The following is a 26,476-nucleotide window of genomic DNA, read 5'->3' as shown; positions in this document are numbered from 1 at the left end:
GGAAGCCTTTTTTGATTTTATCGATTATTCAATAATCGTTAATCCACCCATATAGGGCTGAAGTGCTTCAGGCACATGAATACGACCTTCCGCATCCTGATAGTTCTCCAGTACTGCAACCAGAGTACGACCTACTGCCAGGCCTGAACCATTAAGGGTGTGAACAAGTTCTGGTTTGCCTGACTCATTTCGGAATCGGGCCATCATACGGCGAGCCTGGAAATCGACACAGTTACTGACTGAAGAAATCTCACGATACTGATCCTGAGCTGGCAACCAGACTTCAAGATCGTAGGTCTTGGCGGCACCAAAACCCATATCACCACCACACAGTGCTACAACACGATATGGCAGCCCAAGCTTCTGCAGAATGACTTCTGCATGCCCAGTCATCTCTTCCAGTGCTTCAAAAGATTTCTCCGGATGTACAATCTGCACCATCTCAACTTTTTCAAACTGGTGCTGACGAATCAAGCCACGAGTATCACGACCATAGCTCCCAGCCTCACTTCGGAAACACGAAGTATGCGCAGTCAGACGGATTGGAAGTTGATCAGCTTCAACAATCTGATCACGTACCAGATTAGTCAACGTCACTTCCGCGGTTGGAATCAGGAAAAACTGTTTTTGTTCCGTACCAGTATCGTCGTCACAGGCAGTCTTGAACAGGTCTTCACCAAACTTGGGCAGCTGACCGGTACCATAAAGAGCCTTGTCATGAACCAGCAGAGGTGTAATGACTTCCTCGTAACCGTGCTCAGTGGTCTGAACATCCAGCATGAACTGAGCCAGTGCACGATGCAGTCGAGCAATCTTACCCCGAAGCATGGCAAACCGCGCACCTGAGATGTTCGCCGCTGATTCAAAATCAAGACCCAGGTTTTCGCCGAGATCAATATGGTCTTTAACCTCAAACTCAAACTTGCGGGGCTCTCCCCAGGTACGAACCAGAACATTATCATTCTCGTCCTTACCTTCAGGAACGGAGCTATCTGGCAGGTTAGGCACTTCCAGCAACAGGTTATTCAACTCGTCCTGCAGTTCAGAAAGAGCCTGCTCATTTTCCTTAACAGCAGCATTGACTTGATCCATGCGCTCTTTAAGGGCCGAAACGTCACCACCCTGCGCTTTGATCTTGCCAAATTCCTTGGAACCCGACTTACGTTCGCTTTGCAGCTGCTCAGTTTTAACCTGTAGCGACTTCCTACGCTCTTCAAGAGAAACCAGACGCTCAACATCCAGGTTGTAGTGTTTCTTTAACAGCTGTTCCGCCACAGCTTCAGGAGTGCTGCGAACGATTTTAGGGTCTAGCATATTCCTACCAAATTAACTGATTGGATGATGGTTTTTTACCCTGACCGGCGTAAAACCTCTGTCCAGAGTAAACTGCTGATCATACACCATGAGCCCGGGACATTCGATAAAGATAGTGGGTTAAAACGGTGATATTTATCCGTTCAGGATCCCCCGGATTCCCTGATAACCCAACCAGGTTCCTACAAGACACAAAATAACGCTGGCCAGCATATAGGCAATAGCCTCAATAAAGCGGTCAGACTGAAAAAGACGGAAAATATCCAGTGAGAATGTTGAGAAGGTAGTTAATGCACCAAGAAAGCCAACGGTAGCGAAATCTTTCCAGATAGGGGGAAGCAGGCTTTTTTCCACCAGACAATACCAGCCAATACCAATAAGAAAAGAGCCAACGACATTCACGGTTAAGGTGGGCAGAGGGAATAGCTGGTCATTACCGGATTTCGCATACCATTCATAAACAAGCGAGCGTGCCAATGCTCCAAGAGCACCCCCTGCTGCTACGGCGAGGTAGTTCAACATGAACTGCATTAATTTTCCCTTCATCAAAGTTGTTTGAAAACAGAATACAGGTTTTTAAATTCAGAAACTTATGATGATTCTAACAGTCTATGTCAGCAGAGAACGAGTTGACCAGTTTAATATTTAATTCACAATTACCGGTTTGTTATGATGTTAGGAACTTACACACCACCTACTCCACCTACACCACCTACTCCACCTACTCCACCTACTCCACCTACTCCACCGTCAATGATAACTGTCGAATCTTCCTGCTGGAAAGGACGATTTATCTCTGTGATTGTTGGCATCGCAACTTTTGGGCTATCCCTGCTGGCAGGCGCTCCAGCCCCATTAGCAGCAGCCTTGGGTTTTGGGGCCTGCATACTCTTTGAAATTGGAAGATATATTTTCCCGCCCTCACATATTTCAGTAAGTAGAAACTCTGCTGCAAGTGCTGTCTCACCTACTGGGCATCAATTTTCCTCAAGATCTACTACGGTGAAAATAGCCGACCTTACTGGAGAATCATCTTTTTTGACAAACCTCAAAAATCACCTTGTGGCTTCAGGTTTTTCAGAGAAATCAGCCTCAGAAAAAATGGATGAGATTCGTGCAAATGCACAGCTATTTCCGTATGAAAGCGTTGTCAGCTTTGCATATGAACTTAACGTATCAAGACCTTTATTGGGTTCTAGCAGCTGTAACTTTCATTTTTCAATAACATAACAAAGAAAAGAGCACTATTGAGACGGGGGAAGTACATGGACCCGAAAATTTCATTGTTGGTAACACTCCATCATTAGCAAGCCAAAGTGTAATAACAAGTAATGAAGATGATAAGAAAACAACTCGGATTTTTAACATCAGTACGCCTGAGCTCGATAATAAAAACACTGCTTTACTTACTACTTATATTCCATAATTCAATATCCTTCGCACTGCCAGAAATTACCGTTGAAGAAATCAAACAATCCCTCGATCCTTTAAAGCACATCACCAAATCATTTATCCCCTCCTGGCTAAGCAGTTCTGATCAGGCATATGGTTTTGAGCTGACCAGTAAAAGGATGCTACTGAATATGGCTTCCGATCCAATGGCCAACCTTCTATGGCTATTTGGTTCCAGTTCTTATGATGCAGTTCAATTCAGAATGAACAGAGAACATAAGGTAAATAGCTTACTACCGGAAAGTGGCATTACACCAAAGAACCCAATACTGTTTGATGAACAGGCGCTTCATGATCTAAACCCTGACATCACTGAACAAATCAGTCCAAGAATATATGAGACTGAATACCAGAATCAGGGGGCTGAGTTAGCAACATTTAATAGGATTAATACTGGTGAGAGCGGCATAGGATACTTTTACTACCACTACGCAAATAATCATTTACAACCTGAAGATGTAGTAAACAATTTTTACCGGTGGCTTGATCATCATGCCCCATGGCATGTGAAAGACATAGTCATTAAGCGGAACCAGACACTTGCAGTGAATCAGGCCAAATCATCAGCTGAAAGGTGGGAGCACTGTCGGGAACTCTATTCTGGAGATATTGAGAAATGCCGACTGGCTGGAATAATTAAAGCACTTGATGGCATTCCAGTTGTTGTGAAGGATGAGATCAGTGTACCCGGCTATACCACATCCTATGGCCTGGACCCGCTACGCGTTGACAGACACTTTCCTTCTCATACCAGAGAAAGCCAGTCAGAAGTGGTCAAACGAATGACTGATGAAGGTGCCATAGTGTTGGGCAAAAGCAATCAACATATTTTTGGCCTGGGTGCTTTTGGCCTGAACCCCCACTATCCCCGAATGGGAAATATTTATAACAGTGCCTATATCCCGGGAGGGTCATCCAGTGGATCCGCAATGTTTGTCGGTATAGGAGGCCCACTGGCAATAGGAACTGATGGTGGAGGCTCTGTCTCCATTCCTGCAGCAAACACTGGAATCCCTGGACTGAAGCCAACAGAGGGCAAGATTACTGCCAAAAACTATGATGATGCTGCCCCGGGCCTGGTCGCTATTGGTCTTCTGGGACAGTCATTCTTCGATCTTGCTGAAGGCTATAGGGTCACCAGCCAAAAAGTACCAACGAGTCACGTTCTTGAAGCTCTGAGCAATCTTCGAATTGGTGTTGATCCTGGATGGTTCCAACACGCATCCAGAGACGTTGCTACTGTAACTTTAACGTGCCTTGAAACACTTATTAATAACCTTCAACAGCGTGAAGGTTTATCCCCGCAGCTGCTCGCAATGCACTACTTACCAGAAGACTATGAAAAACCACTGTGGGATACCCACACCGTGCTCTTTGGGCGGGGGGAAGCAGAAGGTAAAGCAGGATTTATCGATAAAGGCATTCCAGCCGAGACTGAACTGGCGTTGATTATGGGGTTATCACTTGACCGAAGCACTATTGAAAACGCAAAAGAAAACAAGAAAAGACTTACCCATCATTTCCAGAACAACATATTTTCAAAAGTCGATGTCATCGTCATGCCTACCTTGTTAACGACAGCTCCTAAAGCTGAGCGTCCCTGGTTTCAGGTTTTTGATAATGGAGAACTAAATCTGGCAAAAACATATCTGATGACAGCACATACCGGGCTCGCAAACCTTACCGGCGGCCCTCGAGTTACGGTTCAGTGTGGCTTTGATGAAAACTATCTGCCAATAGGCCTTCAACTGATGGGCAATAACAACAGTGAATACCTGTTAATGTTGCTTGGTGCTACGGTGGAGAAAAGTATTTTAGCAAGAGATCAAGACCATCCCGCATGGAAGCTAAGGCCACACTTTAACCCCTTTAAAAACAGCTCACCAATGGCGCAAAACTAAGAACACAACCTAATCAGACTATCTAGTACATCGTATTTTCATTGAGAGAATGACCTGGGATTTGTTGAATAGAATCCCAGTGCTCTACAATTTTCCCCTGCTCATCAAACCTGAAAAAATCCATCGTGACGTACTCGTCATTGTCCGGCCATCTCTGATGAGTATGTAGAGCGACCAGGTTGTCTTCAGCTATCGCACGGACAAAACTGATATCTTTATCCGGATACTCCTTGTGCATACGAGTAAAGTAATCGATCAGGCCCTGCTTTCCGTTTGCAACATCAGGATTGTGCTGGATGTACTCATGACCAACATAGAGTTCAAGAGCCTTGGTCGGGTTTCCCTGATAAGCCATCCGATAGAATTCAATAGCATTTTGCTTATTTTGCTTCAGATCCATACCGGCACCTCGGCGATTCATTTATACACGACAAATTTATTCAGAAAATAAACGTAGACGACTTAGACAATCTCTACCATGTTGATTAACAAAGATTTAAGTCCAGAGGGTTATTTGGTTAAGTTCAACCAACAATATGATTGGATAATATCACAAAAATCTATCTCTTTTGTGTGCTCTCTGCATCAAGCTTGTTTAACCAGGCCAGCTTCTCTTTTATTTTTATTTCCAGTCCACGGTCATTAGGCTGATAATAATGTCGAACACCCATATCTTCTGGAAAATAGCACTCACCTGCCGCATAAGCATTGGGTTCATCGTGGGCATAGCGATAGCCTTCGCCATAACCCAGACTCCCCATCAACTTGGTTGGAGCATTTCGAAGGTGGTTAGGGACTTCATAAGACGGGTTGCTTTTCACATCCGCCAACGCTGCTTTCCATGCTTTATATACCGCATTACTTTTCGGGGCACAGGCACAATAAACCGTTGCATGAGCTAGAGCCAGAAGCCCTTCAGGGGCTCCCAACCGTTCAAACGCCTGCCAGGCATTCATGGCAATCTCAAGCGCCCTTGGGTCCGCATTACCAATATCCTCACTGGCAATGGCCACCAACCGTCGTATGACATAAAGCGGATCTCCCCCTCCATCAACAATGCGTGCAGCCCAATAGAGCGCGGCATCAGGGTTGGAACCACGCACCGACTTATGAAAAGCAGAAATGGTATCGTAAAATGCATCACCACCTTTATCAAAACGCCGACCGGTATCAGCAAGAATGGCCTGAACCGTATCAGCAGAGATCACACTATCTTCGGCAAGGTCCGAAGCAACCTCCAGAGTGTTCAGTGCTTTTCGGCCATCGCCATCGGAATAACGGATCAGGATTTCCCTAGCCCTAGGGTCAAGTTTGATCCCCTTTCCACCCAGCCCCCTCTCCTCATTGGATACCGCCTGATCAATGACCTGACCAATGGCATCATTGCCAAGCGTTTTCAGAACATAAACTCTAGCCCTGGAGAGCAAGGCATTATTCAGTTCGAAAGATGGGTTTTCAGTGGTGGCACCAATAAAAATAACTGTGCCATCTTCAATATGGGGCAGGAAAGCATCCTGCTGGGATTTATTAAAGCGGTGAACCTCGTCAACAAACAGGACCGTTTTTCTCTGCTGAAAACGCTGTTCATCCTTTGCTCTTGCAACCGCTTCCCGTATGTCTTTAACGCCTGACAGTACTGCTGAAAGGGTTTCAAAATGAGCATCCGTTTTGGTGGCAATCAGCCTGGCAAGGGTTGTTTTACCAACGCCGGGAGGCCCCCAGAAAATCATAGAATGGAGCATACCCTGCTCCAATGCTTCTCTAAGCGGCTTGCCTCTGGCCAGTATATGCTTCTGCCCCAGATATTCATCGAGGGTTCGGGGACGCATTCTTGCCGCCAAAGGCTCGTAGCGGTTGGAAGCAGGAATATCAAAAAGGGAGGTCATACCCCACTCTCATCGATCACATCAAAACCCGCCTTCTCTAATTTTTTGACATCAGGCTCAAATAGATGGTTGGCTACCGGCTGATTTAACTCAACCCGGGTAAAATCAATGCGCCGTTTACCACCGAGAGAATCAACAATACTGATAGCAGAAATCTGATCTCTGGAGAAATGAAGTTCAAGCTTTTCAAACAGGTCTGATACTTTTCTGGGCCTAAGGGTGTAAACCACCTCAGGACCATAATTCATACGGGTCACACCGTACTCTTTCAGAAACACACTGGCATCACCACTGAGCAACTGCACCGCAGTAGGACCAGACTGATCATCCTGCTTTTTAATCACCACCTGTTTGAAATCCGGATCCAGCATCCAGAGCTTTCCACCTTTGGCAATAATTTCCTGATTAAACGGTGACGTAATATTCCAGCGGAACTGATTTGGCCGTTTAAGCTGCATACTTCCCTTCTCCACCTTGGGACGACCACTCTTATCGATGGTACTTTGGGAGAAACTGGCGCTGACAGTAATCATTGACTGCAGTGTTTTTGCCAGCTCATCCGCAGCTTTTGTATCGTGCTTAACATTGGCAGGCGTACTACTCTCAGACTTTGGGAGAGTGGATGCCTGCACTGACTTCTGCTCTACAGACCAGACCGGCAGACTGACAGAAAAAACCAATGGTAAAACAGCAAGTAAGCGTGTCTTCTTTATCATGTAAATGAACTTATCCAAGGGTAAATGTTAGTGTTTGGGAGGTGGTGGAGCAATAACTTCACGGTTACCATTATTAAATGCGGGACTGACAACACCTGCCGCCTCCATAGCCTCAATCATTCTGGCAGCCCGGTTATAGCCAACTTTTAATTGTCTCTGAACCGAAGAGATAGAAGCTCTTCGCGACTCTGTAACAAAAGCAACCGCCTCATCATAAAGAGGGTCCTGCTCACTGTTATCCAGCCCACCTGAGAAAGCACTGCCCTCTGAGCCTTCACTGATACCATTGAGAATCTCTTCAACGAAGTCAGGGGTTCCCCGTTGCTGCCAGTCGGCCACAACCCGGTGCACCTCATCATCGGCAACAAAGGCACCATGAATCCGTACAGGTACGCTGGTACCTGGTGGAAGATAGAGCATATCACCATGCCCCAGAAGCTGTTCTGCTCCTCCCTGGTCGATAATGGTTCTTGAGTCGATCTTACTGGACACCTGAAAACTGATTCTTGTGGGAACGTTGGCCTTGATCAGGCCAGTAATAACATCGACAGAGGGACGCTGAGTCGCCAGAATCAGGTGAATGCCTGCTGCGCGCGCCTTCTGGGCAATTCGGGCGATCAGTTCCTCAACCTTTTTCCCGACAATCATCATCATGTCGGCAAACTCATCGACCACCACTACGATAAAGGGCAGCGTATTTAACTCTGGAGCAACATCTTCAGCTGAGACTGGCTGATAGAATGGGTCTCTCAGTGGCTCACCCCTATCTATACCTTCCTTAACCTTACGGTTATAGCCAGCGATATTACGAACCCCCATATGGGCCATCAGTTTATACCGTCGCTCCATCTCAGCAACACACCAACGCAAAGCATTGGCAGCTTCTTTCATATCGGTTACAACCGGTGCCAATAGATGCGGTATGCCATCGTATATCGAAAGCTCCAGCATTTTCGGGTCGATCATAATCAACCGTACGTCTTCCGGGCTGGATTTAAACAGCATGGACAAAATCATCGCATTGATGCCCACTGACTTACCCGAGCCGGTCGTACCTGCTACCAATAGGTGTGGCATTCTTGCCAGATCAACAATCACAGGCTGTCCGGAAATATCATGACCCAGTGCAAGGCTGATCGGTGACTCAGCATTATCAAATGTTTTAGAAGCAATTATCTCACTGAAAAATACGGTTTCACGGTCATCATTAGGTATCTCGATACCCATGACCGACTTGCCGGGAATCACTTCCACCACCCGAACACTGACCACCGCCAGTGAACGAGCGAGGTCACTGGCAAGATTGGTAATTTTGCTGGCTTTGGTGCCCGGGGCCGGTTGAATTTCAAACCGGGTAATCACTGGGCCCGGATGAACAGCAACCACTTCCACATCAACATTGAAGTCTTTCAGCTTCAGTTCCAGCAGTCGGGACATTTCATCCAGAGACTCGGGGCTCATGGCCTTGCCGGAATGACGTGCTTCATCAAGCAGGGAAACGGTTGGCAGGCTCCCTAGAGGCGTATTTTCCAACAGGGGCAATGTCTTTTCTTTTGGTGGGGGCGGAACGATAACCGGCGCTTTTGGTTTCTCGACGCTCTTTTCTACAACTTTTGGCGAAACAGGTGCAGTATCTTCTTCTTTCAGCTTTAATGCCGGTTCCTGTTTTCGAACAGGGATGATGCTCTTCTTTGGTTCCCTATCCGCCCTAGCTTCGATTTTCTCTTTCAGGGACAGATAGAGAATAACAGCCCGCTCTTGGCAGAAGGTCGCAAAACGCAGACTCCAATAGCCAACACTGTCCATCAAACGGAACCAGGAAAGGTCAGTATAAAGTGTCATGCCAAGCAGGAACAAAGCCATTAGTAATAATGTACTGCCTGTCACATTAAAGGCTGGCAGGAACTGTTGAATCAGCAGTTCCCCAATGATACCGCCACTGGATGAAGGAAACAGTTCACTGAGCGCATGATAATGCAGTGACGCCAGAGCAGCGCCTGAAGCAATGGCAAGAATAAAGCCCATGCTGCGAACCAGAAACAACCAGGAATTCCACTCGCTCAGTTCATGCCGGTAGCGAAAGACTTTGATCGCCTTTAAAACCAGGATAACAGGCACCATCCAAGCCAGAAATCCGAAAAGGGTTAACAGTAAGTCCGCAGACCAGGCACCAATTCTGCCAGCACTATTGACAATATTTTTTGCCGAACCAACGTAGGACCAGCCTGGATCCACCCTGTCATAAGTGATAAGTGCCAGAAACAGGAAAGCCGCCAGTACCAGCCAGCCAAACATAATTCCTTCACGCACTCGTGATGAAAGGGTCTCTGTCACCGTTTCTCCTTGAGTTAAGCGCTTGCGTCGCCGAATGGAAACCGACTCTTCTGAAGGGCCACTTTCCGATTGACTGTTTTTCCTGCTAACCGACTCTGCCATTCGGCTCCCTGAGATAACTGACTATAAACACAGTAGTTTAACGTGAAAAGATAACACGAGCCCAGAACCGCCGACAATCCTGACGCACACTTCAACTACCTGATCAATATCGGCCAAAGCCTGCAGGATGAACAGGTTTTGATAGCTCTCAATCGCTCAGCAGGGTATTTTAGAGCGCTATTGTTTTTTTAAACAGTGCGCCACAGCTATCTCTACCCTTCACCCTGATAATACTGTGCTTTCAAACTCTGCAGGTATTTTATTTTCATGGTTAGGACTGAGCGACACTTTCAGCTCATGGCTGTTTAGATTTAACAGCCCAATACATGGCCAGTATGAATGCTTCGAAGATCACTTTTCACTTTTCCTCAAACAATAAGCCGTAGTCCGGATGTCTCTCTTGGGTTGCTACTGATCATTCTCATCAGCAGTATTGTTTTCTCGCCGTTGATTATTGGCTACCAGTCTCTTGCAGGCACACTCTTCTCTTGCCTTATGATTGCCAGCTTTGTATTAACCCTTGGCGCTCTTACGGAAGACAGCCCGAGAATACGTCTATGGCTGCAAATAACAGGTATCACCATTGTTATACTCAGGGGCTTTGCAGAGTTCCCTCTATCACCACAATGGCTTCCCTTCTTCACACTGATTGCCAGTATGTTGTTCCATCTGGGTATGATGCTCATGCTGATCAGACATTTGTTCAGCGTAAAACCTCAGGCTGAAAAGCTGCTGGCAGCCATTAACTTCTATTTATTAACCGGCATAACCTTCAGCTACCTCTACCTGATGGTAAATCTGGTTTCGCCAGGTGCATTTGATCTGTCCAGCCAGAGCATCTCCAGCTGGCCAGACTACCTCTATTTCAGCTTTGTTACCCTGACCACCCTGGGTTATGGCGATATTCTCCCACTGAGCTCTCTGGCTCAGAGCCTTGTGACACTGGAAGCGGTTATTGGTGTATTAAGCCCTACCGTTATGATTGCCCGCTTTGTCGGTAAGTAACCATCGCTGTAAACCTTCATAGAGAAAAATCAATAACCTTTTTTAATCCCCCCTGGGGGATATGCAAAGTGACTGTTTGACTCTGACCCACTGATTTATTCTGGGAGACTGACCTGTTGCAGGGATTATTTTGAACCACAGAGATCACAAAGAGCACGAAGAAGAGCTTTCTTTCCTTTGTGCCCTTGATGATCACTGTGATTCAGTCTTTATCTCATGAAAATAGGGTAAATACTTTAATGTAAACCTTACCTGTTAGCCCTAGGGGCTAATTGTCAACAGAGCCTAGTATTAAAGTCTTGCGAACTCTTATAATGACTGGTGATCAGGATAGGTGACGCTGGGACTAAGCAGCACATTGAAGTGCTCATCATCAATAAACTCTGTTGTGATTACCCTTGACTCACCTTCTGAAGCCACCTGCGCAAGCACCAGTTTCTTGCCATCAAACTGGCCTTGATAATAGGCGAGGCCATCCATATTGCTGCCAGAAACACGCATTCAAACCTTGAATAACCGGTATTATAAGTAAGGAATCCCTGCATTCGAATGGGCGGCAAAACACCATCAATTTGATTAGCCGTATACAACGCGATAACCCCCTTGCCATCATTGACCAGTGTCCCTGTCTGAACACCCGACACTATAATCTTTTCATGCTCGACCAGAGGGGTGGACTTAACATGGAACTCACCAGTAAACGCTTTCAGAATTTTCTGATACATCATCAGTCTCTCATCATTTCAGCAAGTAGGAGATAGCGATCATTGTCATGAAGCCCCTTAACGAGACGATCTGGAATGGCCTCAACGCCATTCATAGCCCCTAAAAGCACGCCGGTTAAGGCAGCCCTGGCCATGTTATTACCACCACCATTAATAGCTGAAAGCACTCCCTGTTCAAATTGATCAGGAAAGCGATGCATAAGATAGTAGGCACAGGGAATAACATGAATCAGTTGGCAGTCCATACCGTAGACCTGACTAATGTAAAGAGCAGGCTCGACCCTGACATTATCAGGTTGCCAGGCAACACGCCCATTTCCCGGGGTCAACAGGTTATCGTAGCGTTGAACCACAGCCATTATTTCGGGGCTCTTCACCATGCCCGTCAAATGAGCAGGAAGATCATCCAAAGGAATACTGTTTGCCATTGCCTGCACAACAAGCGAGAAAACAATCATATTCTGGCGAATAAACGATTCTCGGTAGAGCGCCTGAAGTAGTTTCCCAACCGTTTCAACCAGTTCAACAGGCTCATCAATCACCAGTGCCAGAACCGCTGCCAGCTGGGCACCTTCAGAAGTATCACAACCCGATGCTGCTGCAGGATCTCCCCAATGCACCCCCATTCTCCGTGCCTTGATAAGATCGACCATCAGCTCATCGGTATAACGCCCTGAAAAGGACTCACCGGATAATGGTGCAAAAAAATCATCCAGACGCTCCAGAAAATCCGCCTGATTAAAACCGTCACAGCTGGCGAGAGATTCAATCAACAGGACAATAACCTGCCCTGACTGCGAAAGATCACCAGCCCTGACTCCCTGTTCATAACGGAAATGACTGATATTAGCAAAGCCATGACTACCATTGACGGCAGGATCCTGATAGTCATCGATCCATGAGCCATAGTCTTTTTCAAGTTGGTTTAGATCATAGTACCACTGGGTACCTACACCCAGGGCATCACCAATCAGCAAGCCAAGAGTGGCACCTTTTACTCTGCTGAGTTTATCAATGTCTGGAGGGTATTCTTTGGCAATCGATATTGATCTCATAAACCAGCCCCTCATATGCGCTGTATACTGGCTTCAGAAACATGATAAGTTTCGAAGCTCTTGTCTAATGAACATAGCTGAGTTTATCAATATGAAAAATTACAGAGGTGCAGAGAGGCCGCTTCAGAAAAATGAACACCGTGTTTCTGGTATACGAATATATACGACTGTTTAAATACAGTGGGCAGAGTATTGTTGCTTAAAGTCCACACTATTTATATGAGAATAAATTCATGGAATCTGTACACGGCCACAATGTGCTCAACCTGGTGAAGGAACAGGAAAGCGCACTGACCAGAGATGCACTTCTGGTAGCCATCTCTGAGCAGTTTGGTGATACCGCTCGCTACCACACCTGTTCAGCCAGAGACCTGACCGCTGAAGAATTGATCGACCAGTTTGTAGAAAAAGGAAAATTGGTAGAAGCGGAAGGCAGCATCCAGTACAAAGGCTGCAATTGCCACTGCCATTAAAAATGACACCACTAAAAAAGCCCGTCTAGCGGGCTTTTTTAGTTTTTTGGAACGTAATCTGAAAAGTGACCAAAACAAAAAACCGGCAGCAAGCACCGGTTTCAAAATTTTATTGTTGTCGCCTGTGTCATCTTCGTGGCCAATGAATTACCTCCCCCGCAATTCAAAGGCCTTTAACTGGAGAAATCCCCCTTGTTTTTCCTCCATCAGGCATAAGCCATATTACGTATTGTTTTTTATGACATATTGACCCATGTCAACATTACATCACCTTGACAAAAGTTAGCCGAATTCAGCCCTTAGTATCATGCTGTTTCGTCAGCCCTTGGGGCATCGGCCACTTAACGAACCACTCACTGAAAAATCATAATAAAGACAACCAGACATGCCGATACCAATTGAACTAATAGTATAACTTGTAACCCTCGGAAGGAACCATGACAATCAGGAAGCTACCCATCATGATCCTGCTGGGATCCGGCTTGTTTACTTTATCAGTAATGAGCAGCTCCAGTGCCAAAACCTCTGTCTATACCATTGATGATGATCATCAAACCATTGCTGTTAAACAAAGCACATTAGTAATGAAGCCAAATGTGGCCAGATCTAATAAGGATCTGATTGAGCAGGCGCTCCAATATGGAATGCTCGCCGACGCTTATCAGAAAAGCGCCCAGGGTATGATCACTGAAGGCTATCGTTATCAGCTTCGACAACTTTATCTGACATGGCTTCCGAAAGCACTTGAAACTCCGGGGCAGACCATTGAGCTGGCCAATGAATCGATCTTACGACAGTGGAATGATTTACTGGACCAGGCTGAGTACCCTGACAGCCAGAAAGTACAATGGATAGACATGCTTAATGGGCTACTGACAGAATGGTCTGACAAGCATCAGAAACAGGCATTTTCACTAACAAGTCAGGAGACAATCCTCAGCAAATTTAACAATAAGCTGGGGGAATGCAGTCAGCATTTAAGTAAGCCTGCCAGCCATGACTTAAAGCAAACCGCCTGCCATAGCATGGGAAATATCACCCGTCAAACTACGAACCAGGAAGGTTCTTCTGAAACGTTAAACTCTGCGATGAAGACAACGACCTACCGCTATATCGAAAACCTGGAAAAAGTAGAATCACTGCCCTACTACAAGACCTACCTTGAAAGCAGAACTGCTTTTAACAGCATTCTCCGAGAAAGAATGGATACCGGTTACAGTTATCAGCAGCTGGCTCAAATACTACAGCTTGCGGGCATTGATTACCCCATCATTTACCAGCACATTCGGGAACTCTCACTCCGCCATCCTGGCTTTTAATACATCGTTTCAACCGTTGTTCATGGCTTTTTGTTTAGCAGAAAGGCATGAACGGTTACACTCCGCTATTTAATCGAGTTAACGATTAATGGCACTGAAAGCAACGATATACAAAGCTGCAGTCAATATTGCGGATATGAACCGCCATTATTATGCAGATCATGACCTGACCATTGCCCGCCACCCTTCAGAGAGCGATGAGCGAGCAATGCTTAGACTATTGGCATGGTCCTTACACGCATCTAAAGAACTTTTGTTTACTCGTGGTATCAGCACCGACGATGAGCCGGATATCTGGCAGAAAAATCTCAGCGGTGAAATTGAAACCTGGATAGAACTGGGTCAACCCGATGAAAAAAGGCTCCGTAAGGCCTGTGGTCGTGCCAGACAGGTGTTTATTTATAATTATGGAGCACGAACATCTGATATTTGGTGGCAGCAGTATCAGGAAAAAGTTCAGCGTTTCAATAATCTGCATATCTATCGAATTCCGCCTGAAGCTACTGAACTGGTTAAACTGATTGATAAGACCATGAAACTGCATTGCGTTATTCAGGATCAACAAATATCCATTGGCAATGACAAAGAAAACCTGTCCCTCGAAATTTCTCAGCGCTTTCCACATCACTGAAAACAATCTGTCAAATGGTTAAACCTTTTGGTGGTGACTATCCTGAGTGGGATAGAACATCCCCCCTACTGGGGGGACTGTATTTTCCCAATATGCCAATGGTTCCCTCATGCGTCATAACCTCTACGCATTCCCCCACAAAGGGCTTCGACACGGTCTTACGTCTTTTTTAACAAGTCTGGATACAACCGATGTTGAGGATCAGCCTGCAATGAATAAACTTAAGCAGCAAGCGACAGAGCTGGCATTTATGATCAGAAATCACTCCCAGTCAGAAAATGAAATACTGATGACCTCTCTCGCGGAAAAAATGGATCACAGTTTAAAGACGGACTCTGATGTCAAAGAGCACCAGCAGCTGGATCAAAAGATTTCCAAACTGTCGGAACAATTTTCAGAATTACCTGAGACACCAACAGATGAACAGTTCCTGCTTATCCGGCAGAAGGCAAACCTGTTAATTCCCGAATTGTTGGAGCATATGCAGTCAGAGGAAATCCGCTTCCTTCCACTTTTCTGGAAATACTACAGCGACAATGAACTGAACAAACTCCATGATCAGGTTATGTCCAGTATGAATCCGGATCAGATAGCGCTCTGGTTCAAATACATTGTTCCTGCTCTGAGTCCGAGCGAAAGAACTGGGCTAATTAAACTGTTGAAAGCCAGTGCCCCAGAAGATTTTTTTAACCAACTCATGAAAATCGCAGAACGCGAGTTAAAGTCAGTAGAGTTCAAGCGTATCAGTGAATTATGAGCATATACGCCACTAACTTAACGGTACAACTTCCAACCAGAATGATTGCACAGGTGTCTGCTCTGGCGCATCCCCATAGGTTCCGACAGAAACATTGAAGCGCAGGCGCGAATCATTAATGCCCTGATCGTTCAAGTGTTTCTTGATAACATTTTTCAGCTCTTCCATCTTCTCCTGCCAGGCATCCAGTTCAGCCAGTGTGTCCGGTACAGAGCTGTGAATGATAAGCAGAGCATTCATTGCAGTATCACTGCTCATCGCGGCAACAAATGACTTAAGATCAGGACTTTTGGTCAAACCACTTCTTTCAATAAGCAGTTTTATTGTACCGCTGGATTGTTGCAACTCATTCACACGCTCAGCTTCATACTTATGAGGCTCAAACACATCAACCAGGGTATAAATGCGGCCGTTTCCCCGCCTCACAGAATAGACAGAATAATAACCTCCCTGCTTTTTCCCTATATAGAAGGCCTGTTCTTTATCCTGACCATAGAGGGTTGATATATTAAAAATATCATTTGCCCAGAAGTTACTGGCACCGCAGGAAAAGCTGCGACATTGGAAAAGTGTCTCAACGCCAAGATCACGCAGCTTATTGACATAAAAGTCATAGCCCTGACTACTACTGTGACCTGAAGGTAATAAATACAGAGTTCTGTTCAGATGACCATCAAGCCACTGCGCCCCATCAGAGGTAACAACGCCGTTAACTCTTTTCATCCGACTGGTGATGACCGGGTGATTCTGTCGGTCTTCCTCAACAGAAAGCTGCGGGTTCGCATTGGGATAAGGAGGAAGCTCAGAACCATGGATGAACTGCAAAGGCGTCATTGACAGTAACAATAAACAACCTCGCAAAATACCAGAGGTTGCAATACGCCTTTGATGAGTCTTGAATCGAGCAAGACACCGTGTAGTCACTTTATTCATAGAACAACCCAAGGCTTCCCCCATGTACTTCTCAGGGTATCATAACCCACCACCAAAAACCGAGTTAACAATCCCGGCAATGGCTTCAACCTGATCATCCATGTGAAGATGATGGTTACCGCTCATGGGATGAAATTCAATATTCGGCAGTCGGTCCTTGTATTGCTGGATCGCATCATGGATAGCACCATGATCAACATGGATCATATGAGCAGGACAGGTAATCTGCTGTGGAAAGGCGAGCGCCTGCTCCAGACTGAAGCGAGCGGGAGATCCCAGTTTTAAACGCGGATCAGAGGTCCAGAGCCAATCATCACCTACCTGCCGTATTGAGCGTTCAACCAGTAATTCAGAAGACGCTCTGGATACCTTGAACAGGCTCATGGCACGTGCACGAATGGCCTGCTGTTTGGAGCGATATCGCGTTACAGGCAGTTGATCTATGGGTGTTCTGCGCTGATTAATATAGTCACGTAATGCCGTTGGCGCATCTTCCGCTTTTCTGGGCCAGGGGAACAATCCATCAATCGCCACCACCCCACTTACCTGCTCTTTCAGGACTGAACCCGCAGCCATGGCACTGACCACGCCCCCCATTGAATGACCAAGCAGACCAAACCGGTCAATTTGTAGGGTTTCGGCTATGTAGACCAGATCTTCCACATAATGCCAGACATCATAACTGAACCAATGAGGGCGATGATCAGAAAGGCCATGACCAGCCTGATCCACTGCGATCAACCTTACTCCCTTGAGCTTTGCTGCCATGGGCGTGAAACTGGCCAGATTATCCAACCAGCCATGAAGGGCTATCACCGGATGTCCCTGGGGATCTCCCCACTCCACGGCTGCAAATGTCAGATGAGGTGTTTGAATGCTCAGTTCCCTTGGCTGCATCGAAGACTCCTTGTAACTCAAAGCAATGACTCATTAAAAAAACAAGATCGCACACTCGAGAATGAATACCATGGCCGATCTGATCAAAATAGTTGAATATTAACACACAGAAGGAACATGAAAATAAGGGGTATCTGGAATGATCAGGGAGTTAGAAAACGAAAACAGTTCCTGAACAGCTGCCCACTTCACACGCATGGACAGCTCAGCGGTCAGCCAGCTACTTTGAGAGTCGCAGCAGCTCAAGAATACGAATGAACAAGTTGATAATGGCCAGATATAGCAAACCACCAAAATCAATAGCCTGATCCAGCGTATCACCACAATCTTGCATATCAGCCCAGTGATAGCCAATATAGCCACACATACTGATAGCAATAATCCAGTGAAAAAAATCACCACTCTGGCCAAACAGGATAATCCAGCCAAACTCAATAACTGCGACAGAAGAAACAATCACAACGAGTATAGTGTGAAGACGCAGAAATAATTTCGGCAAAAGGGTTGCGGCAATAATCATTCCGAATGTAGTCCATGCTGTATACTGAATAGCACGAATCACCTCTTCACCACTGAAGTACCCAAGATAAATATTTAACAGAAAGCCTAAGGTGGAGGTCATGATGCTATAACCAATAAAACTGAAAAGCGGCAGTTCGTAATACAACATAATGCCCATCCCAATTCCGCTCATCACAAAATAGAGAAGCAGAAAGACCCAAGGGTTAAGTGCTGTCAACCATTCAGTAGGAAAATACTGCACAATCCAATAGTTGAGCAGAAAACCCCACATCAGAACAAGACCAACAACCAGATTGAATACCGATTTGCTGACCTGCCTATCCTTAAGAAAAATCAGAGTCAGATACTCTGTAAAATCCCTCTTCTGCCCCATTTCCATAAACACCCCAAACCAAGATAGTATAAACGACAGCCCACGCTTAGATGGCGGCGAATATTACATTATGTAGAGGCCGAATGAGGAGTCAGTGTTTTCCTCTAAAAAGATGAGGCAACATCGTTACAGAGCAGGCAGCGAATATTAACCTCCGCCAGCTAATCATCAAGAATAGCAACCGCCCGTGTCCAGCCTGCAGATGCGCCGCGGATTTTCACTGGAAAGCATGAAACCATAAAGCCTTTATCCGGGAGCGCTTCCAGGTTATGGAGTTTTTCCAAATGACAATAAGCCATATGCCTCCCTGCTTTATGGCCTTCCCAGATCAGCGAAGCATCTTTTGTTTCCTGGTATTTTTCCGCAGTATGAACAAATGGAGCGTCCCAACTCCAGGCATCCGTTCCAGTCAGCTTTACACCTCGTTCAAGGAGATAAAGTGTGGCTTCCAGACCCATTCCGCAGCCGGAAGACACATAGTCATCATGCCCATACCGGCTGCCTGCCCTGGTATTGACCACGACAATATCCAGAGGCTGAAGCTCATGACCAATCCTGATTAACTCTTTTCTAACATCTTCGGCAGTGACAACATAACCATCTTCAAAGTGCCGGAAATCAAGTTTCACACCATTCTGAAAGCACCACTCCAAAGGAACCTCATCTATGGCTATGGCGCGTTCACCGTCATTCATCGTGGAGTGAAAGTGGTAAGGAGCATCGAGGTGAGTACCGTTATGAGTAATTAACTCTACTTTCTCAATGGCCCAGGCTTCTCCATCTGGAAGATCCTCCTTAACCAGACCCGGAAAGAATGGAGCGATTTGCGAAAAAGTATCCTTGTGACTCATATAGGTTATTTTTGGGCCATATCCAACAGGGTCCGATATCACATCATTCTCAAGATACATTGAAATATCAATCATCCGCCTGGCCACAAAAACGCCTCCTGAAAGTTTTTAAAATACTTTTTGAAAAAAATACAATAGCAATGATGCAGACAAAATGTATAACCCGCTTTACCAGTGAAGTATCAACAACACTGATCATTCAAAAAGTTCAGTTTATTGAATGATTCACTAAATAAATATGATTGGATAATATAATAGATATAATCCAGAATTAATCATACATTGATAAGAAACGCAAGCATCAGGAATTGGATATAGAGGGAACTCTACCGCTAACACCAACGACGGTAGAGTGAAACCTTCAGGCAGCACCTTCCTGAGGTTTGGGTTCGAACATGGGAGGCAACAACGGCATTTCCATCGCCTGATGAACAAGCGCCATAATATCCATTTCACAGAGACGATGAAGGACTGACAGGTCATCAATCACATAATATAAAGGTTGGAGAATATCAATTCGATAGGGTGTTCTTAGAGCTGCCAGAGGATCAAATGCGGTTCTGACAGGAATATCACTATCCAGCGCATAACCTGTTTCCCCATAACTGGACAGTATTCCTCCACCATAAATTCGTAGCCCTTTGGAAGTGTCGACCAGACCAAACTCCACCGTTAACCAGTATAACCTGGCAAGATAAACCCGCTCTTCCTTGGTTGCAGCAAGACCCAGCCTGCCATAGGTCTCAGTAAAATCTGCGAAATCCTGATTGGTCAATAATGGGCAATGACCAAATATTTCATGAAAGATATCGGGTTCCTGCAGGTAATCCAGTTCTTCGCGTACACGAATAAAGGTCGCAACCGGAAATTGTTTATCCGCTAAAAGCTTAAAAAAACTGTCAAATGAAATCAGTGCCGGGACTCTGGCAACGCCCCAACCGGTTTTACCTTTGAGCACCTGATTAATTTCATCAAGCTGGGGAATACGGTCAGATGGCATTGCCAGCTCTTCAATACCATTCATGTACTCATCACATGCCCGACCTTTCAATAACTCAATCTGCCGGTGATACAGGATACTCCAGGTTTCATGCTCCTCTTCCGTATATTCAATAAAGCCCGACTCATCAGGCTTTCTTGCCTGATATTTGGATGACTTCATAAATACTCTCCCCGACCTTTTTGACGGGATAATAAAAGGCAAGTATTACCCCATCTGATTGAAGGTTCGTTCCCTGAAAAGCCCTCTAGTAAACTATAGGCCACCAGCAGTCACACTGTCTCCATTAAAGGGCTAAGCTGATTTAAAATCAGCATGTTAACCCTGAATAGAATTAAAGAACCCCCCTGCGTATTTGATCCCGTTCAATACTCTCAAACAGGGCTGTGAAGTTACCCTCACCAAACCCTTCATCACCTTTTCGCTGTATAATTTCAAAGAAAATCGGCCCGATGACCGTCTCTGTAAATATCTGTAGCAACAGGCCGCCATCTTCTGTCGGTGCCCCATCCATAAGAATGGCGTTTTTCTTAAGTTCTTCTAAATCTTCATGGTGCCAGGGTAGTCGCCCGGGAAGCATCTCATAATAAGTTTCTGGAGGAGGTGTCATAAAAGCAGTGCCACTGGCGCGCATTGCCGGAACACTGTGGTAAATATCCTTTGAATACAGAGCAATATGTTGAATGCCCTCCCCCTTGTATTGCTTAAGGTACTCTTCAATCTGACTCTTATCATCGGATGATTCGTTAATGGGTATTTTGACTTTCCCACAGGGACTAGTCATGGCCCGGGATTTCAGCCCGGTTAACTTACCCTCAATATCAAAGTATCGAATTTCCTTGAAATTAAAGATATCTTCATAAAAAGAGGCCCACTTATCCATATTCCCCTGATGAACATTGTGGGTGAGGTGATCAATAAATGTAAGACCAACCCCCTCAGGCTCTTGATCAACACCTTCGATGGGTACAAAGTCCACATCATAAATGGACCCCTTGTCACCATAACGATCAACCAGATAAATAAGACTCCCACCAATGCCAATAATGGAAGGAATATTTAATTCCATCGGCCCACTTGTGGTCGGCCCAGGCTCACACCCCAACTGGAGTGCCCTTTCATAGGCAAAAGCGGCATCCTCAACCCTGATGGCAAAAGCACAGGCACAAGGTCCATGTTCACGGGCAAACTGCTGAGCAAAAGAGTCAGGCTCACCGTTAACAATAAAATTGATTCCCCCCTGACGATATAAGGTCACTTCCTTTGAACGATGTCGAGCAACTGGTACAAATCCAAACTGTTTGAAAAGGTTATCCAGAGCCACTGGGTCAGGCGCCGCATATTCAACAAATTCAAACCCATCAGTTCCCATTGGGTTCGTGCTGGTAATCTTCGTCATTTTGTTCGTTGTCATGCTTCGTCCTCGTTTACATTCCAGCCACAGTATAGAGAAAGTATACGTTTGGCCTGATGCAAAAGCCTTGCGATCTATAGCCTGGTTACGCAAGATGATACAAAAGCTTTGCATATGTGAATTGGCGGAGCCAGCAAACTGGGCTTACACTTCCTGTCACAAACAGCTGGACCTGCAGTTTTGTATAGCTCCTGTCAATAAAATCGGCAGAAGCTCTGATAGCCGGAGGCTGTTGTTTCAGGCTCTGTTGACATGAAGCTCCAAACCAGTGGTATCCGGCAGAAGGATTCTGGCTGGTACTGAAGGGAACGTTAAATCAACAGCCCCTAATAGAAGAACATTATTACCCCGGTTAGAACAGATGATCATCACGCATGTATCTGTATTGAAAAGAAGAGCGGTAATAAGGCAACGAGGGATTGGGCGATGAACAGGAATGTACTGGACACATACGACATAAGACTTTTGTCTGCACTTCAGCAGGACGATGCACTGTCATTGCAATGTCTTGCTGAGCTGGTAAGCCTCTCAGCCTCACAATGCTCTCGCCGTATCAGCCGGCTGAAAGCAAAAGGCTACATACATAAACAGGTCACTTTACTGAACCCACAAGCCGTAGGTCTTGACGTTGAAGCCTTTGTTACCGTTTCTCTGGATAATCACACCCCGGATTCAGCAACCCATTTCAAAGAGGCCATTCTGAAAATGCCACCCGTTATGGAGTGTCACGCCATAACGGGCAGTGATGGTGATTATCTGTTAAAAGTTGTTGCCAAAAATCAGCAGGCACTCTCGTTTTTCCTGATGGAAGAGCTCATGAAGATAACAGGAGTCAGCCAGATAAAAACCGCTCTGGCCCTTTCAGCCATCAAGTCCACCACGGCACTTCCGCTCAGTCTATAGAGGGTATTATGGAGTTCCCGATGAAGTTTACTCTGACTGGTACCGGTAGCGTGAAGGGATGTCCGGTCTATGGGTGTGATTGTCCTGCCTGTATAAAAGCAGTTATGGACCCATTTCTGCGCCGCCGGCCTGCATCTGCAATCCTGCAGTCAGAAGGTGAGCAAACGTTGATTGATGCGGGATTGACAGACCTTGAAGAGCGTTTCCCTCCAGGATCGTTGAAACAGATTTTATTAACACATTACCATATGGACCATATTGCAGGTCTATACAGTTTACGCTGGGGAAGCTCCCTGAAGATTCCTGTGATCGGTCCGGATACATCTGATGCACCAACAGACCTGCTGAAAACCCCTGGCATCCTTGACTTTTCTCCGACGGTGACTCCTTTTGCTCCCTTTCAGCTGGAAGGTGTTGAAATCACTCCCATTTCGCTCAGTCATTCTCGCCCAACCGTTGGTTATGTTTTCCATCGCAATGGCCGCAGGCTTGCCTATCTGACTGATACATTAGGTCTGCCAGAAGAAACTCTGACTTTCTTCGCAGAGATCCCACTCAACATCATGATCATTGACTGTAGTTATTCACCCGATATGGCTGATCCTCCCGGATCTCATAACAGTCTCAAAGATGTCATTGAGCTACATAACAAAATACAGCCCTCCCGAACGATTCTTACCCATATAGGTCATGAGCTGGATAACTGGATGAATACCCATCCGCTGCCAAAAGATATTGAGGCCGGGCATGATGGTCTGGTGATTACGCTGTAAAAAGTGGCCACCCTTATTCGAAATAATTCATTATTTGTTTTATCAAGCTCAATATTCAATTTTCGTACCACCAAGATCAGCACCTATCTTCGCCATAACACCCCTTAAATAGAAAAGCTGCCATCATATAGCGCCCTATTCAACAAGCATAATTAAGGCCTCAAACCGGACAAAATGCCGACCTTCAACTATGTTGAGATATCGTTGTTAACATGTACTCAATGATGTTCACTGTGAGTCCGGGACTACCTGTCAGATTCATGGTGGTTTGGAGTTATCGCTATGTCTGATTACACCGAGCTGATGGGTGAGTTGCTGGAACTGGGCATCAATGCTAATCCCGCATTTCCATTTACTACCTGTATACTGGACTCCTCTGGTCAAATACTCGTGACTGCCTGTAACGCCTGCCATATCAGCCCTCTCTATACCGCTGAAGGGCTTGCTCTACACTTACTCGCCAGTGAGTTTGATTGCCATAAAAAACAGCCACTTACTTTGATTACAACGTCAGAACCGGATGACCTTAGCTTAATGGCAATCTTCTGGGCTCGTTGCCAGGGAATTCACATCGACGAGATCATTTATGGCGTTTCAAGAGCAAGCCTGAAGAAAATCTGGACTCAAGATCCCAGCCAAGGTCTGGATGAAAACCTAAAGCGTTATCCCGATGATTTCCGGAACAGTCTCAGTATTCATGGACAAATACTGGCCGATGAATGCTATGAAGCCTTCGAAGAAGGCAAAACGATGTTTGATCAAGGCGATGATCCCGTCAGAAGCATGGACATTGACCAGTACTGGATGACCGGAGACTGGTTAATTGATGATTGGGAAGAAGAAATAGAGTAGAGAAGACTCCTTGAGACAGTCCTGGAAAATTATGTACGATATTTACCACTTAAGCGGTAAATATCGTACTTTCAAGCAGTTAAAGAATATACTCAGCGTGAAACTTTAAGTGATCCTCTATAAATGTAGCGATAAAATAGTAAGAGTGATCATAGCCTTCCTGCATTCGCAACGTTAATGGATAACCCACTCCTGATGCAGACAGCCTCAATGCCTCAGGCTGTAACTGTTCTGGCAGAAAGGAATCCTCACTCCCCTGATCAACTAATGCAGGAACATATACAGTCGAGGTTTTTATCAACTCACTGGCATCATATGTTTTCCAAAGTTCACGATCATTGCCCAGGTATCCCATAAACGCTTTTTGTCCCCAGGGGGTGTTCATCGGGTTACTGATTGGACTGAAAGCTGAAACTGATAAGTAACGGTCAGGATTTCTAAGGGCAATAGTTAAGGCACCATGCCCCCCCATTGAGTGACCGGAAATACTGCGCTTTTTGCTGACCGGAAAATGTTCTTCAATCAGGTCGGGTAATTCAGAAACCACGTAATCATACATACGATAATGCTGACTCCAGGGAGACTGTGTCGCATTCACATAAAATCCAGCCCCGAGACCAAAGTCATAGGCTGCTTCAGGATCATCTGGAATGTTATCCCCTCTTGGGCTGGTGTCAGGCGCAATAATCGCAATCCCCAACTCTGAAGCAATACGCTGGGCCCCCGCTTTCTGCATGAAATTCTCATCAGTACACGTCAGCCCGGATAACCAGTAAAGAACAGGAACCGGCTGTTCCAGACTTTGGGGTGGAAGATAAATGGCAAAACGCATAGCACAACCAAGACTTTTTGACTCATGAGTGTACTGCTTATGCCAGCCACCAAACAGTTTGTTACTGCTGATATTCTCCAGGGACATATTTATGGCTCAGTAAGGAGCAGCCCCGCAGCTACCAATAAAGCAGCAGGGCTATTGTGAAAAGAAAGGCTACCAGGGCCTGTTGACACGTCGTAGCGGGGCTATAAATGTAATTATTGCTGGTAATGAATAACCGACCGAATGCTTTCCCCCTTATGCATAAGATCAAAGGCAGTGTTAATGTCCTCCAACCCCATCGTATGAGTAATAAAATCATCAAGTTGAAATTCGCCAGCCATATATTGCTCAACGATTCCGGGCAGTTCAGAGCGCCCTTTAACCCCACCAAAAGCAGACCCACGCCATACACGGCCAGTAACCAGCTGGAATGGACGGGTAGATATCTCCTGACCTGCACCAGCCACCCCAATGATCACGGATTCACCCCAGCCTTTGTGGCAGCACTCCAGTGCAGAACGCATCACGTTAACATTACCGATGCACTCAAAGGAAAAGTCCACTCCACCATCAGTCATCTCAACAATAACGTCTTGAATCGGCCTATCATAATTCTTTGGATTAATACAGTCTGTGGCACCCAGTTTTTTTGCGAGCTCGTATTTGGATTCATTGATATCGACACCGATGATCCGGCTGGCACCGGACATAACAGCACCAATCACCGCTGAAAGACCAATGCCGCCCAAGCCGAAGATAGCAACAGTATCCCCTTTCTGCACTTTGGCTGTTTTAAGCACTGCCCCCATACCGGTAGTTACGCCACAACCGAGCAGACAGACTTCCTCGAGAGGTGCTTCCGGATTCACTTTGGCCAGAGATATTTCTGGCAATACAGTGTATTCAGAGAACGTCGAACAGCCCATATAATGATAGATTGGCTGACCATCTTTGTAGAATCGGGTTGTGCCATCAGGCATCAGGCCTTTACCCTGAGTTTCACGAATTTTCTGACAAAGGTTGGTTTTTCCAGATAAGCAGAACTTGCACTCACCACATTCTGGGGTATAAAGAGGAATGACGTGGTCACCAACCACAACACTGGTCACACCCTCACCCACCATTTCAACAATACCGCCGCCTTCATGACCCAGTACTGCCGGGAAAATACCTTCCGGATCATCACCTGACAAGGTAAAGGCATCGGTATGACAGACCCCGGTCGCAATGATTCTTACGAGCACCTCACCTGCTCTCGGTAACATTACATCAATCTCTTCGACAGAGAGAGGCTCACCTGCTGACCAGGCAATAGCTGCTTTAGATTTAATAAATTGATCAGACATAAATTTTCCTTTAGTACTCAATTCCAGCATCAGCAGAGCTGAGAGCCTGGCCATTGGCGACACGCCTTTTCCAACTATTGTATTTATTATTCAGCCATTGATAATCCACCTGATTCGAAAATCAT

General features: G+C 45.8%; 26 protein-coding genes. 10 read left to right on the top strand and 16 right to left on the bottom strand.

What is annotated here, in order from left to right; translation table 11 throughout:
* Positions 1-24: 24 nt before the first annotated feature.
* Together serS and crcB are read right to left on the bottom strand one after the other, a co-directional pair.
* A complete protein-coding gene (serS, locus tag GV64_RS13280) occupies positions 25-1,314 on the bottom strand; it encodes a serine--tRNA ligase (RefSeq protein ID WP_020583407.1) in 1,290 nt (429 codons plus the stop codon).
* A 135-nt stretch (positions 1,315-1,449) separates the two neighbouring features.
* Complete coding sequence (crcB, locus tag GV64_RS13275) at positions 1,450-1,845, bottom strand: fluoride efflux transporter CrcB (protein ID WP_020583406.1); 396 nt, start codon at positions 1,843-1,845, stop codon at positions 1,450-1,452.
* Between the two features lie 267 nt (positions 1,846-2,112).
* On the opposite strand from crcB, the gene GV64_RS13270 reads away from it, so the two are divergent.
* On the top strand, positions 2,113-2,544 hold the full coding sequence (locus tag GV64_RS13270; RefSeq protein WP_020583405.1) for a hypothetical protein: 432 nt from the start codon (positions 2,113-2,115) through the stop codon (positions 2,542-2,544).
* A gap of 107 nt (positions 2,545-2,651) precedes the next feature.
* A complete protein-coding gene (locus tag GV64_RS13265; protein WP_020583404.1) occupies positions 2,652-4,667 on the top strand; it encodes an amidase in 2,016 nt (671 codons plus the stop codon).
* A gap of 22 nt (positions 4,668-4,689) precedes the next feature.
* Here the strand turns inward: GV64_RS13265 and GV64_RS13260 are convergent, their stop codons facing one another.
* The 4 genes from GV64_RS13260 to GV64_RS13245 form a co-directional block, all read right to left on the bottom strand.
* Positions 4,690-5,067 carry a nuclear transport factor 2 family protein gene (locus GV64_RS13260; protein WP_026258378.1) on the bottom strand — a complete coding sequence of 126 codons (378 nt, stop codon included), beginning with the start codon at positions 5,065-5,067 and terminating at the stop codon, positions 4,690-4,692.
* A gap of 160 nt (positions 5,068-5,227) precedes the next feature.
* Complete coding sequence (locus tag GV64_RS13255) at positions 5,228-6,553, bottom strand: replication-associated recombination protein A (protein ID WP_020583402.1); 1,326 nt, start codon at positions 6,551-6,553, stop codon at positions 5,228-5,230.
* Positions 6,550-7,269 carry an outer membrane lipoprotein chaperone LolA gene (gene lolA, locus GV64_RS13250; RefSeq protein WP_020583401.1) on the bottom strand — a complete coding sequence of 240 codons (720 nt, stop codon included), beginning with the start codon at positions 7,267-7,269 and terminating at the stop codon, positions 6,550-6,552. The genes GV64_RS13255 and lolA overlap by 4 nt, the downstream gene beginning before the upstream one ends.
* Before the next feature lie 27 nt (positions 7,270-7,296).
* A complete protein-coding gene (locus GV64_RS13245) occupies positions 7,297-9,705 on the bottom strand; it encodes a DNA translocase FtsK (RefSeq protein ID WP_020583400.1) in 2,409 nt (802 codons plus the stop codon).
* A gap of 339 nt (positions 9,706-10,044) precedes the next feature.
* On the opposite strand from GV64_RS13245, the gene GV64_RS23835 reads away from it, so the two are divergent.
* Complete coding sequence (locus GV64_RS23835) at positions 10,045-10,710, top strand: potassium channel family protein (protein ID WP_051700872.1); 666 nt, start codon at positions 10,045-10,047, stop codon at positions 10,708-10,710.
* 392 nt (positions 10,711-11,102) lie between these two features.
* Here the strand turns inward: GV64_RS23835 and GV64_RS24740 are convergent, their stop codons facing one another.
* Both GV64_RS24740 and GV64_RS13230 read right to left on the bottom strand, forming a co-directional pair.
* A complete protein-coding gene (locus GV64_RS24740) occupies positions 11,103-11,438 on the bottom strand; it encodes a hypothetical protein (RefSeq protein WP_152554051.1) in 336 nt (111 codons plus the stop codon).
* Positions 11,438-12,490: an ADP-ribosylglycohydrolase family protein gene (locus GV64_RS13230; RefSeq protein WP_020583397.1), complete on the bottom strand. Its 1,053-nt coding sequence runs from the start codon at positions 12,488-12,490 to the stop codon at positions 11,438-11,440. Before GV64_RS13230 ends, GV64_RS24740 begins: the two co-directional genes overlap by 1 nt.
* Before the next feature lie 233 nt (positions 12,491-12,723).
* Here GV64_RS13230 and GV64_RS13225 point away from each other — a divergent pair, with 233 nt between their 5' ends.
* The 4 genes from GV64_RS13225 (at position 12,724) to GV64_RS13210 (ending at position 15,670) form a co-directional block, all read left to right on the top strand.
* A complete protein-coding gene (locus GV64_RS13225; RefSeq protein ID WP_020583396.1) occupies positions 12,724-12,963 on the top strand; it encodes a YecH family metal-binding protein in 240 nt (79 codons plus the stop codon).
* Positions 12,964-13,400: 437 nt separating this feature from the next.
* On the top strand, positions 13,401-14,282 hold the full coding sequence (locus GV64_RS13220) for a hypothetical protein (protein WP_152554050.1): 882 nt from the start codon (positions 13,401-13,403) through the stop codon (positions 14,280-14,282).
* Between the two features lie 88 nt (positions 14,283-14,370).
* Positions 14,371-14,913: a YaeQ family protein gene (locus tag GV64_RS13215; RefSeq protein WP_020583394.1), complete on the top strand. Its 543-nt coding sequence runs from the start codon at positions 14,371-14,373 to the stop codon at positions 14,911-14,913.
* A 109-nt stretch (positions 14,914-15,022) separates the two neighbouring features.
* Positions 15,023-15,670: a hemerythrin domain-containing protein gene (locus GV64_RS13210; RefSeq protein ID WP_020583393.1), complete on the top strand. Its 648-nt coding sequence runs from the start codon at positions 15,023-15,025 to the stop codon at positions 15,668-15,670.
* A gap of 12 nt (positions 15,671-15,682) precedes the next feature.
* On the opposite strand, the gene GV64_RS13205 is transcribed toward GV64_RS13210, so the two are convergent.
* The 6 genes from GV64_RS13205 to hppD form a co-directional block, all read right to left on the bottom strand.
* Positions 15,683-16,603, bottom strand: coding sequence for a DUF4892 domain-containing protein (locus GV64_RS13205; RefSeq protein ID WP_157237051.1), 921 nt, complete (start codon positions 16,601-16,603; stop codon positions 15,683-15,685).
* Between the two features lie 39 nt (positions 16,604-16,642).
* The gene (locus GV64_RS13200; protein ID WP_020583391.1) at positions 16,643-17,500 is read right to left on the bottom strand and encodes an alpha/beta fold hydrolase; all 858 of its coding nucleotides are present in this window, start codon (positions 17,498-17,500) and stop codon (positions 16,643-16,645) included.
* 220 nt (positions 17,501-17,720) lie between these two features.
* Positions 17,721-18,395 carry a Bax inhibitor-1 family protein gene (locus tag GV64_RS13195; protein WP_152554049.1) on the bottom strand — a complete coding sequence of 225 codons (675 nt, stop codon included), beginning with the start codon at positions 18,393-18,395 and terminating at the stop codon, positions 17,721-17,723.
* Positions 18,396-18,556: 161 nt separating this feature from the next.
* Positions 18,557-19,333: a cyclase family protein gene (locus GV64_RS13190; RefSeq protein WP_026258374.1), complete on the bottom strand. Its 777-nt coding sequence runs from the start codon at positions 19,331-19,333 to the stop codon at positions 18,557-18,559.
* A 274-nt stretch (positions 19,334-19,607) separates the two neighbouring features.
* Positions 19,608-20,408 carry a phenylalanine 4-monooxygenase gene (phhA, locus tag GV64_RS13185; protein WP_020583387.1) on the bottom strand — a complete coding sequence of 267 codons (801 nt, stop codon included), beginning with the start codon at positions 20,406-20,408 and terminating at the stop codon, positions 19,608-19,610.
* Positions 20,409-20,580: 172 nt separating this feature from the next.
* A complete protein-coding gene (gene hppD / locus GV64_RS13180) occupies positions 20,581-21,660 on the bottom strand; it encodes a 4-hydroxyphenylpyruvate dioxygenase (protein WP_236632952.1) in 1,080 nt (359 codons plus the stop codon).
* Positions 21,661-22,086: 426 nt separating this feature from the next.
* Between hppD and GV64_RS13175 the strand changes: the two genes are divergently transcribed.
* The 3 genes from GV64_RS13175 to GV64_RS13165 all read left to right on the top strand — a co-directional run bounded on the left by GV64_RS13175 (position 22,087) and on the right by GV64_RS13165 (position 24,188).
* Positions 22,087-22,563, top strand: coding sequence for an Lrp/AsnC family transcriptional regulator (locus GV64_RS13175; RefSeq protein WP_033403288.1), 477 nt, complete (start codon positions 22,087-22,089; stop codon positions 22,561-22,563).
* A 20-nt stretch (positions 22,564-22,583) separates the two neighbouring features.
* Positions 22,584-23,336, top strand: a complete 753-nt coding sequence (gene phnP, locus GV64_RS13170) for a phosphonate metabolism protein PhnP (RefSeq protein WP_020583383.1) — start codon at positions 22,584-22,586, stop codon at positions 23,334-23,336.
* A 282-nt stretch (positions 23,337-23,618) separates the two neighbouring features.
* Positions 23,619-24,188: a cytidine/deoxycytidylate deaminase family protein gene (locus tag GV64_RS13165; protein ID WP_020583382.1), complete on the top strand. Its 570-nt coding sequence runs from the start codon at positions 23,619-23,621 to the stop codon at positions 24,186-24,188.
* A 79-nt stretch (positions 24,189-24,267) separates the two neighbouring features.
* On the opposite strand, the gene fghA is transcribed toward GV64_RS13165, so the two are convergent.
* Together fghA and GV64_RS13155 are read right to left on the bottom strand one after the other, a co-directional pair.
* Entirely contained in the window at positions 24,268-25,107 is an 840-nt protein-coding gene (gene fghA / locus GV64_RS13160) for an S-formylglutathione hydrolase (RefSeq protein ID WP_020583381.1), read from the bottom strand.
* A gap of 113 nt (positions 25,108-25,220) precedes the next feature.
* Positions 25,221-26,351, bottom strand: coding sequence for an S-(hydroxymethyl)glutathione dehydrogenase/class III alcohol dehydrogenase (locus GV64_RS13155; protein WP_026258372.1), 1,131 nt, complete (start codon positions 26,349-26,351; stop codon positions 25,221-25,223).
* Positions 26,352-26,476 lie beyond the last annotated feature (125 nt).

This window comes from Endozoicomonas elysicola, assembly GCF_000710775.1.
In the GTDB taxonomy this organism is placed as follows: Bacteria; Pseudomonadota; Gammaproteobacteria; order Pseudomonadales; family Endozoicomonadaceae; genus Endozoicomonas; species Endozoicomonas elysicola.
This window is presented reverse-complemented; position numbering and strand designations above follow the sequence as displayed.

Bases quoted from the DNA above. Each gene is read 5' to 3' on its own strand.
- GV64_RS13260 (WP_026258378.1), bottom strand. From the start codon at position 5,067: ATGGATCTGAAGCAAAATAAGCAAAATGCTATTGAATTCTATCGGATG.
- GV64_RS13155 (WP_026258372.1), bottom strand. From the start codon at position 26,351: ATGTCTGATCAATTTATTAAATCTAAAGCAGCTATTGCCTGGTCAGCA.
- phnP (WP_020583383.1), top strand. From the start codon at position 22,584: ATGAAGTTTACTCTGACTGGTACCGGTAGCGTGAAGGGATGTCCGGTC.
- crcB (WP_020583406.1), bottom strand. From the start codon at position 1,845: ATGCAGTTCATGTTGAACTACCTCGCCGTAGCAGCAGGGGGTGCTCTT.
- lolA (WP_020583401.1), bottom strand. From the start codon at position 7,269: ATGATAAAGAAGACACGCTTACTTGCTGTTTTACCATTGGTTTTTTCT.
- phhA (WP_020583387.1), bottom strand. From the start codon at position 20,408: ATGAAGTCATCCAAATATCAGGCAAGAAAGCCTGATGAGTCGGGCTTT.
- GV64_RS13210 (WP_020583393.1), top strand. From the start codon at position 15,023: ATGCGTCATAACCTCTACGCATTCCCCCACAAAGGGCTTCGACACGGT.
- GV64_RS13225 (WP_020583396.1), top strand. From the start codon at position 12,724: ATGGAATCTGTACACGGCCACAATGTGCTCAACCTGGTGAAGGAACAG.
- GV64_RS13200 (WP_020583391.1), bottom strand. From the start codon at position 17,500: ATGCAGCCAAGGGAACTGAGCATTCAAACACCTCATCTGACATTTGCA.
- GV64_RS13230 (WP_020583397.1), bottom strand. From the start codon at position 12,490: ATGAGATCAATATCGATTGCCAAAGAATACCCTCCAGACATTGATAAA.
- GV64_RS24740 (WP_152554051.1), bottom strand. From the start codon at position 11,438: ATGATGTATCAGAAAATTCTGAAAGCGTTTACTGGTGAGTTCCATGTT.
- serS (WP_020583407.1), bottom strand. From the start codon at position 1,314: ATGCTAGACCCTAAAATCGTTCGCAGCACTCCTGAAGCTGTGGCGGAA.
- GV64_RS13175 (WP_033403288.1), top strand. From the start codon at position 22,087: ATGAACAGGAATGTACTGGACACATACGACATAAGACTTTTGTCTGCA.
- fghA (WP_020583381.1), bottom strand. From the start codon at position 25,107: ATGTCCCTGGAGAATATCAGCAGTAACAAACTGTTTGGTGGCTGGCAT.
- GV64_RS13195 (WP_152554049.1), bottom strand. From the start codon at position 18,395: ATGGGGCAGAAGAGGGATTTTACAGAGTATCTGACTCTGATTTTTCTT.
- GV64_RS23835 (WP_051700872.1), top strand. From the start codon at position 10,045: ATGCTTCGAAGATCACTTTTCACTTTTCCTCAAACAATAAGCCGTAGT.
- GV64_RS13245 (WP_020583400.1), bottom strand. From the start codon at position 9,705: ATGGCAGAGTCGGTTAGCAGGAAAAACAGTCAATCGGAAAGTGGCCCT.
- GV64_RS13165 (WP_020583382.1), top strand. From the start codon at position 23,619: ATGTCTGATTACACCGAGCTGATGGGTGAGTTGCTGGAACTGGGCATC.
- GV64_RS13255 (WP_020583402.1), bottom strand. From the start codon at position 6,553: ATGACCTCCCTTTTTGATATTCCTGCTTCCAACCGCTACGAGCCTTTG.
- GV64_RS13220 (WP_152554050.1), top strand. From the start codon at position 13,401: ATGACAATCAGGAAGCTACCCATCATGATCCTGCTGGGATCCGGCTTG.
- GV64_RS13215 (WP_020583394.1), top strand. From the start codon at position 14,371: ATGGCACTGAAAGCAACGATATACAAAGCTGCAGTCAATATTGCGGAT.
- GV64_RS13265 (WP_020583404.1), top strand. From the start codon at position 2,652: ATGATAAGAAAACAACTCGGATTTTTAACATCAGTACGCCTGAGCTCG.
- hppD (WP_236632952.1), bottom strand. From the start codon at position 21,660: ATGACAACGAACAAAATGACGAAGATTACCAGCACGAACCCAATGGGA.
- GV64_RS13205 (WP_157237051.1), bottom strand. From the start codon at position 16,603: ATGAATAAAGTGACTACACGGTGTCTTGCTCGATTCAAGACTCATCAA.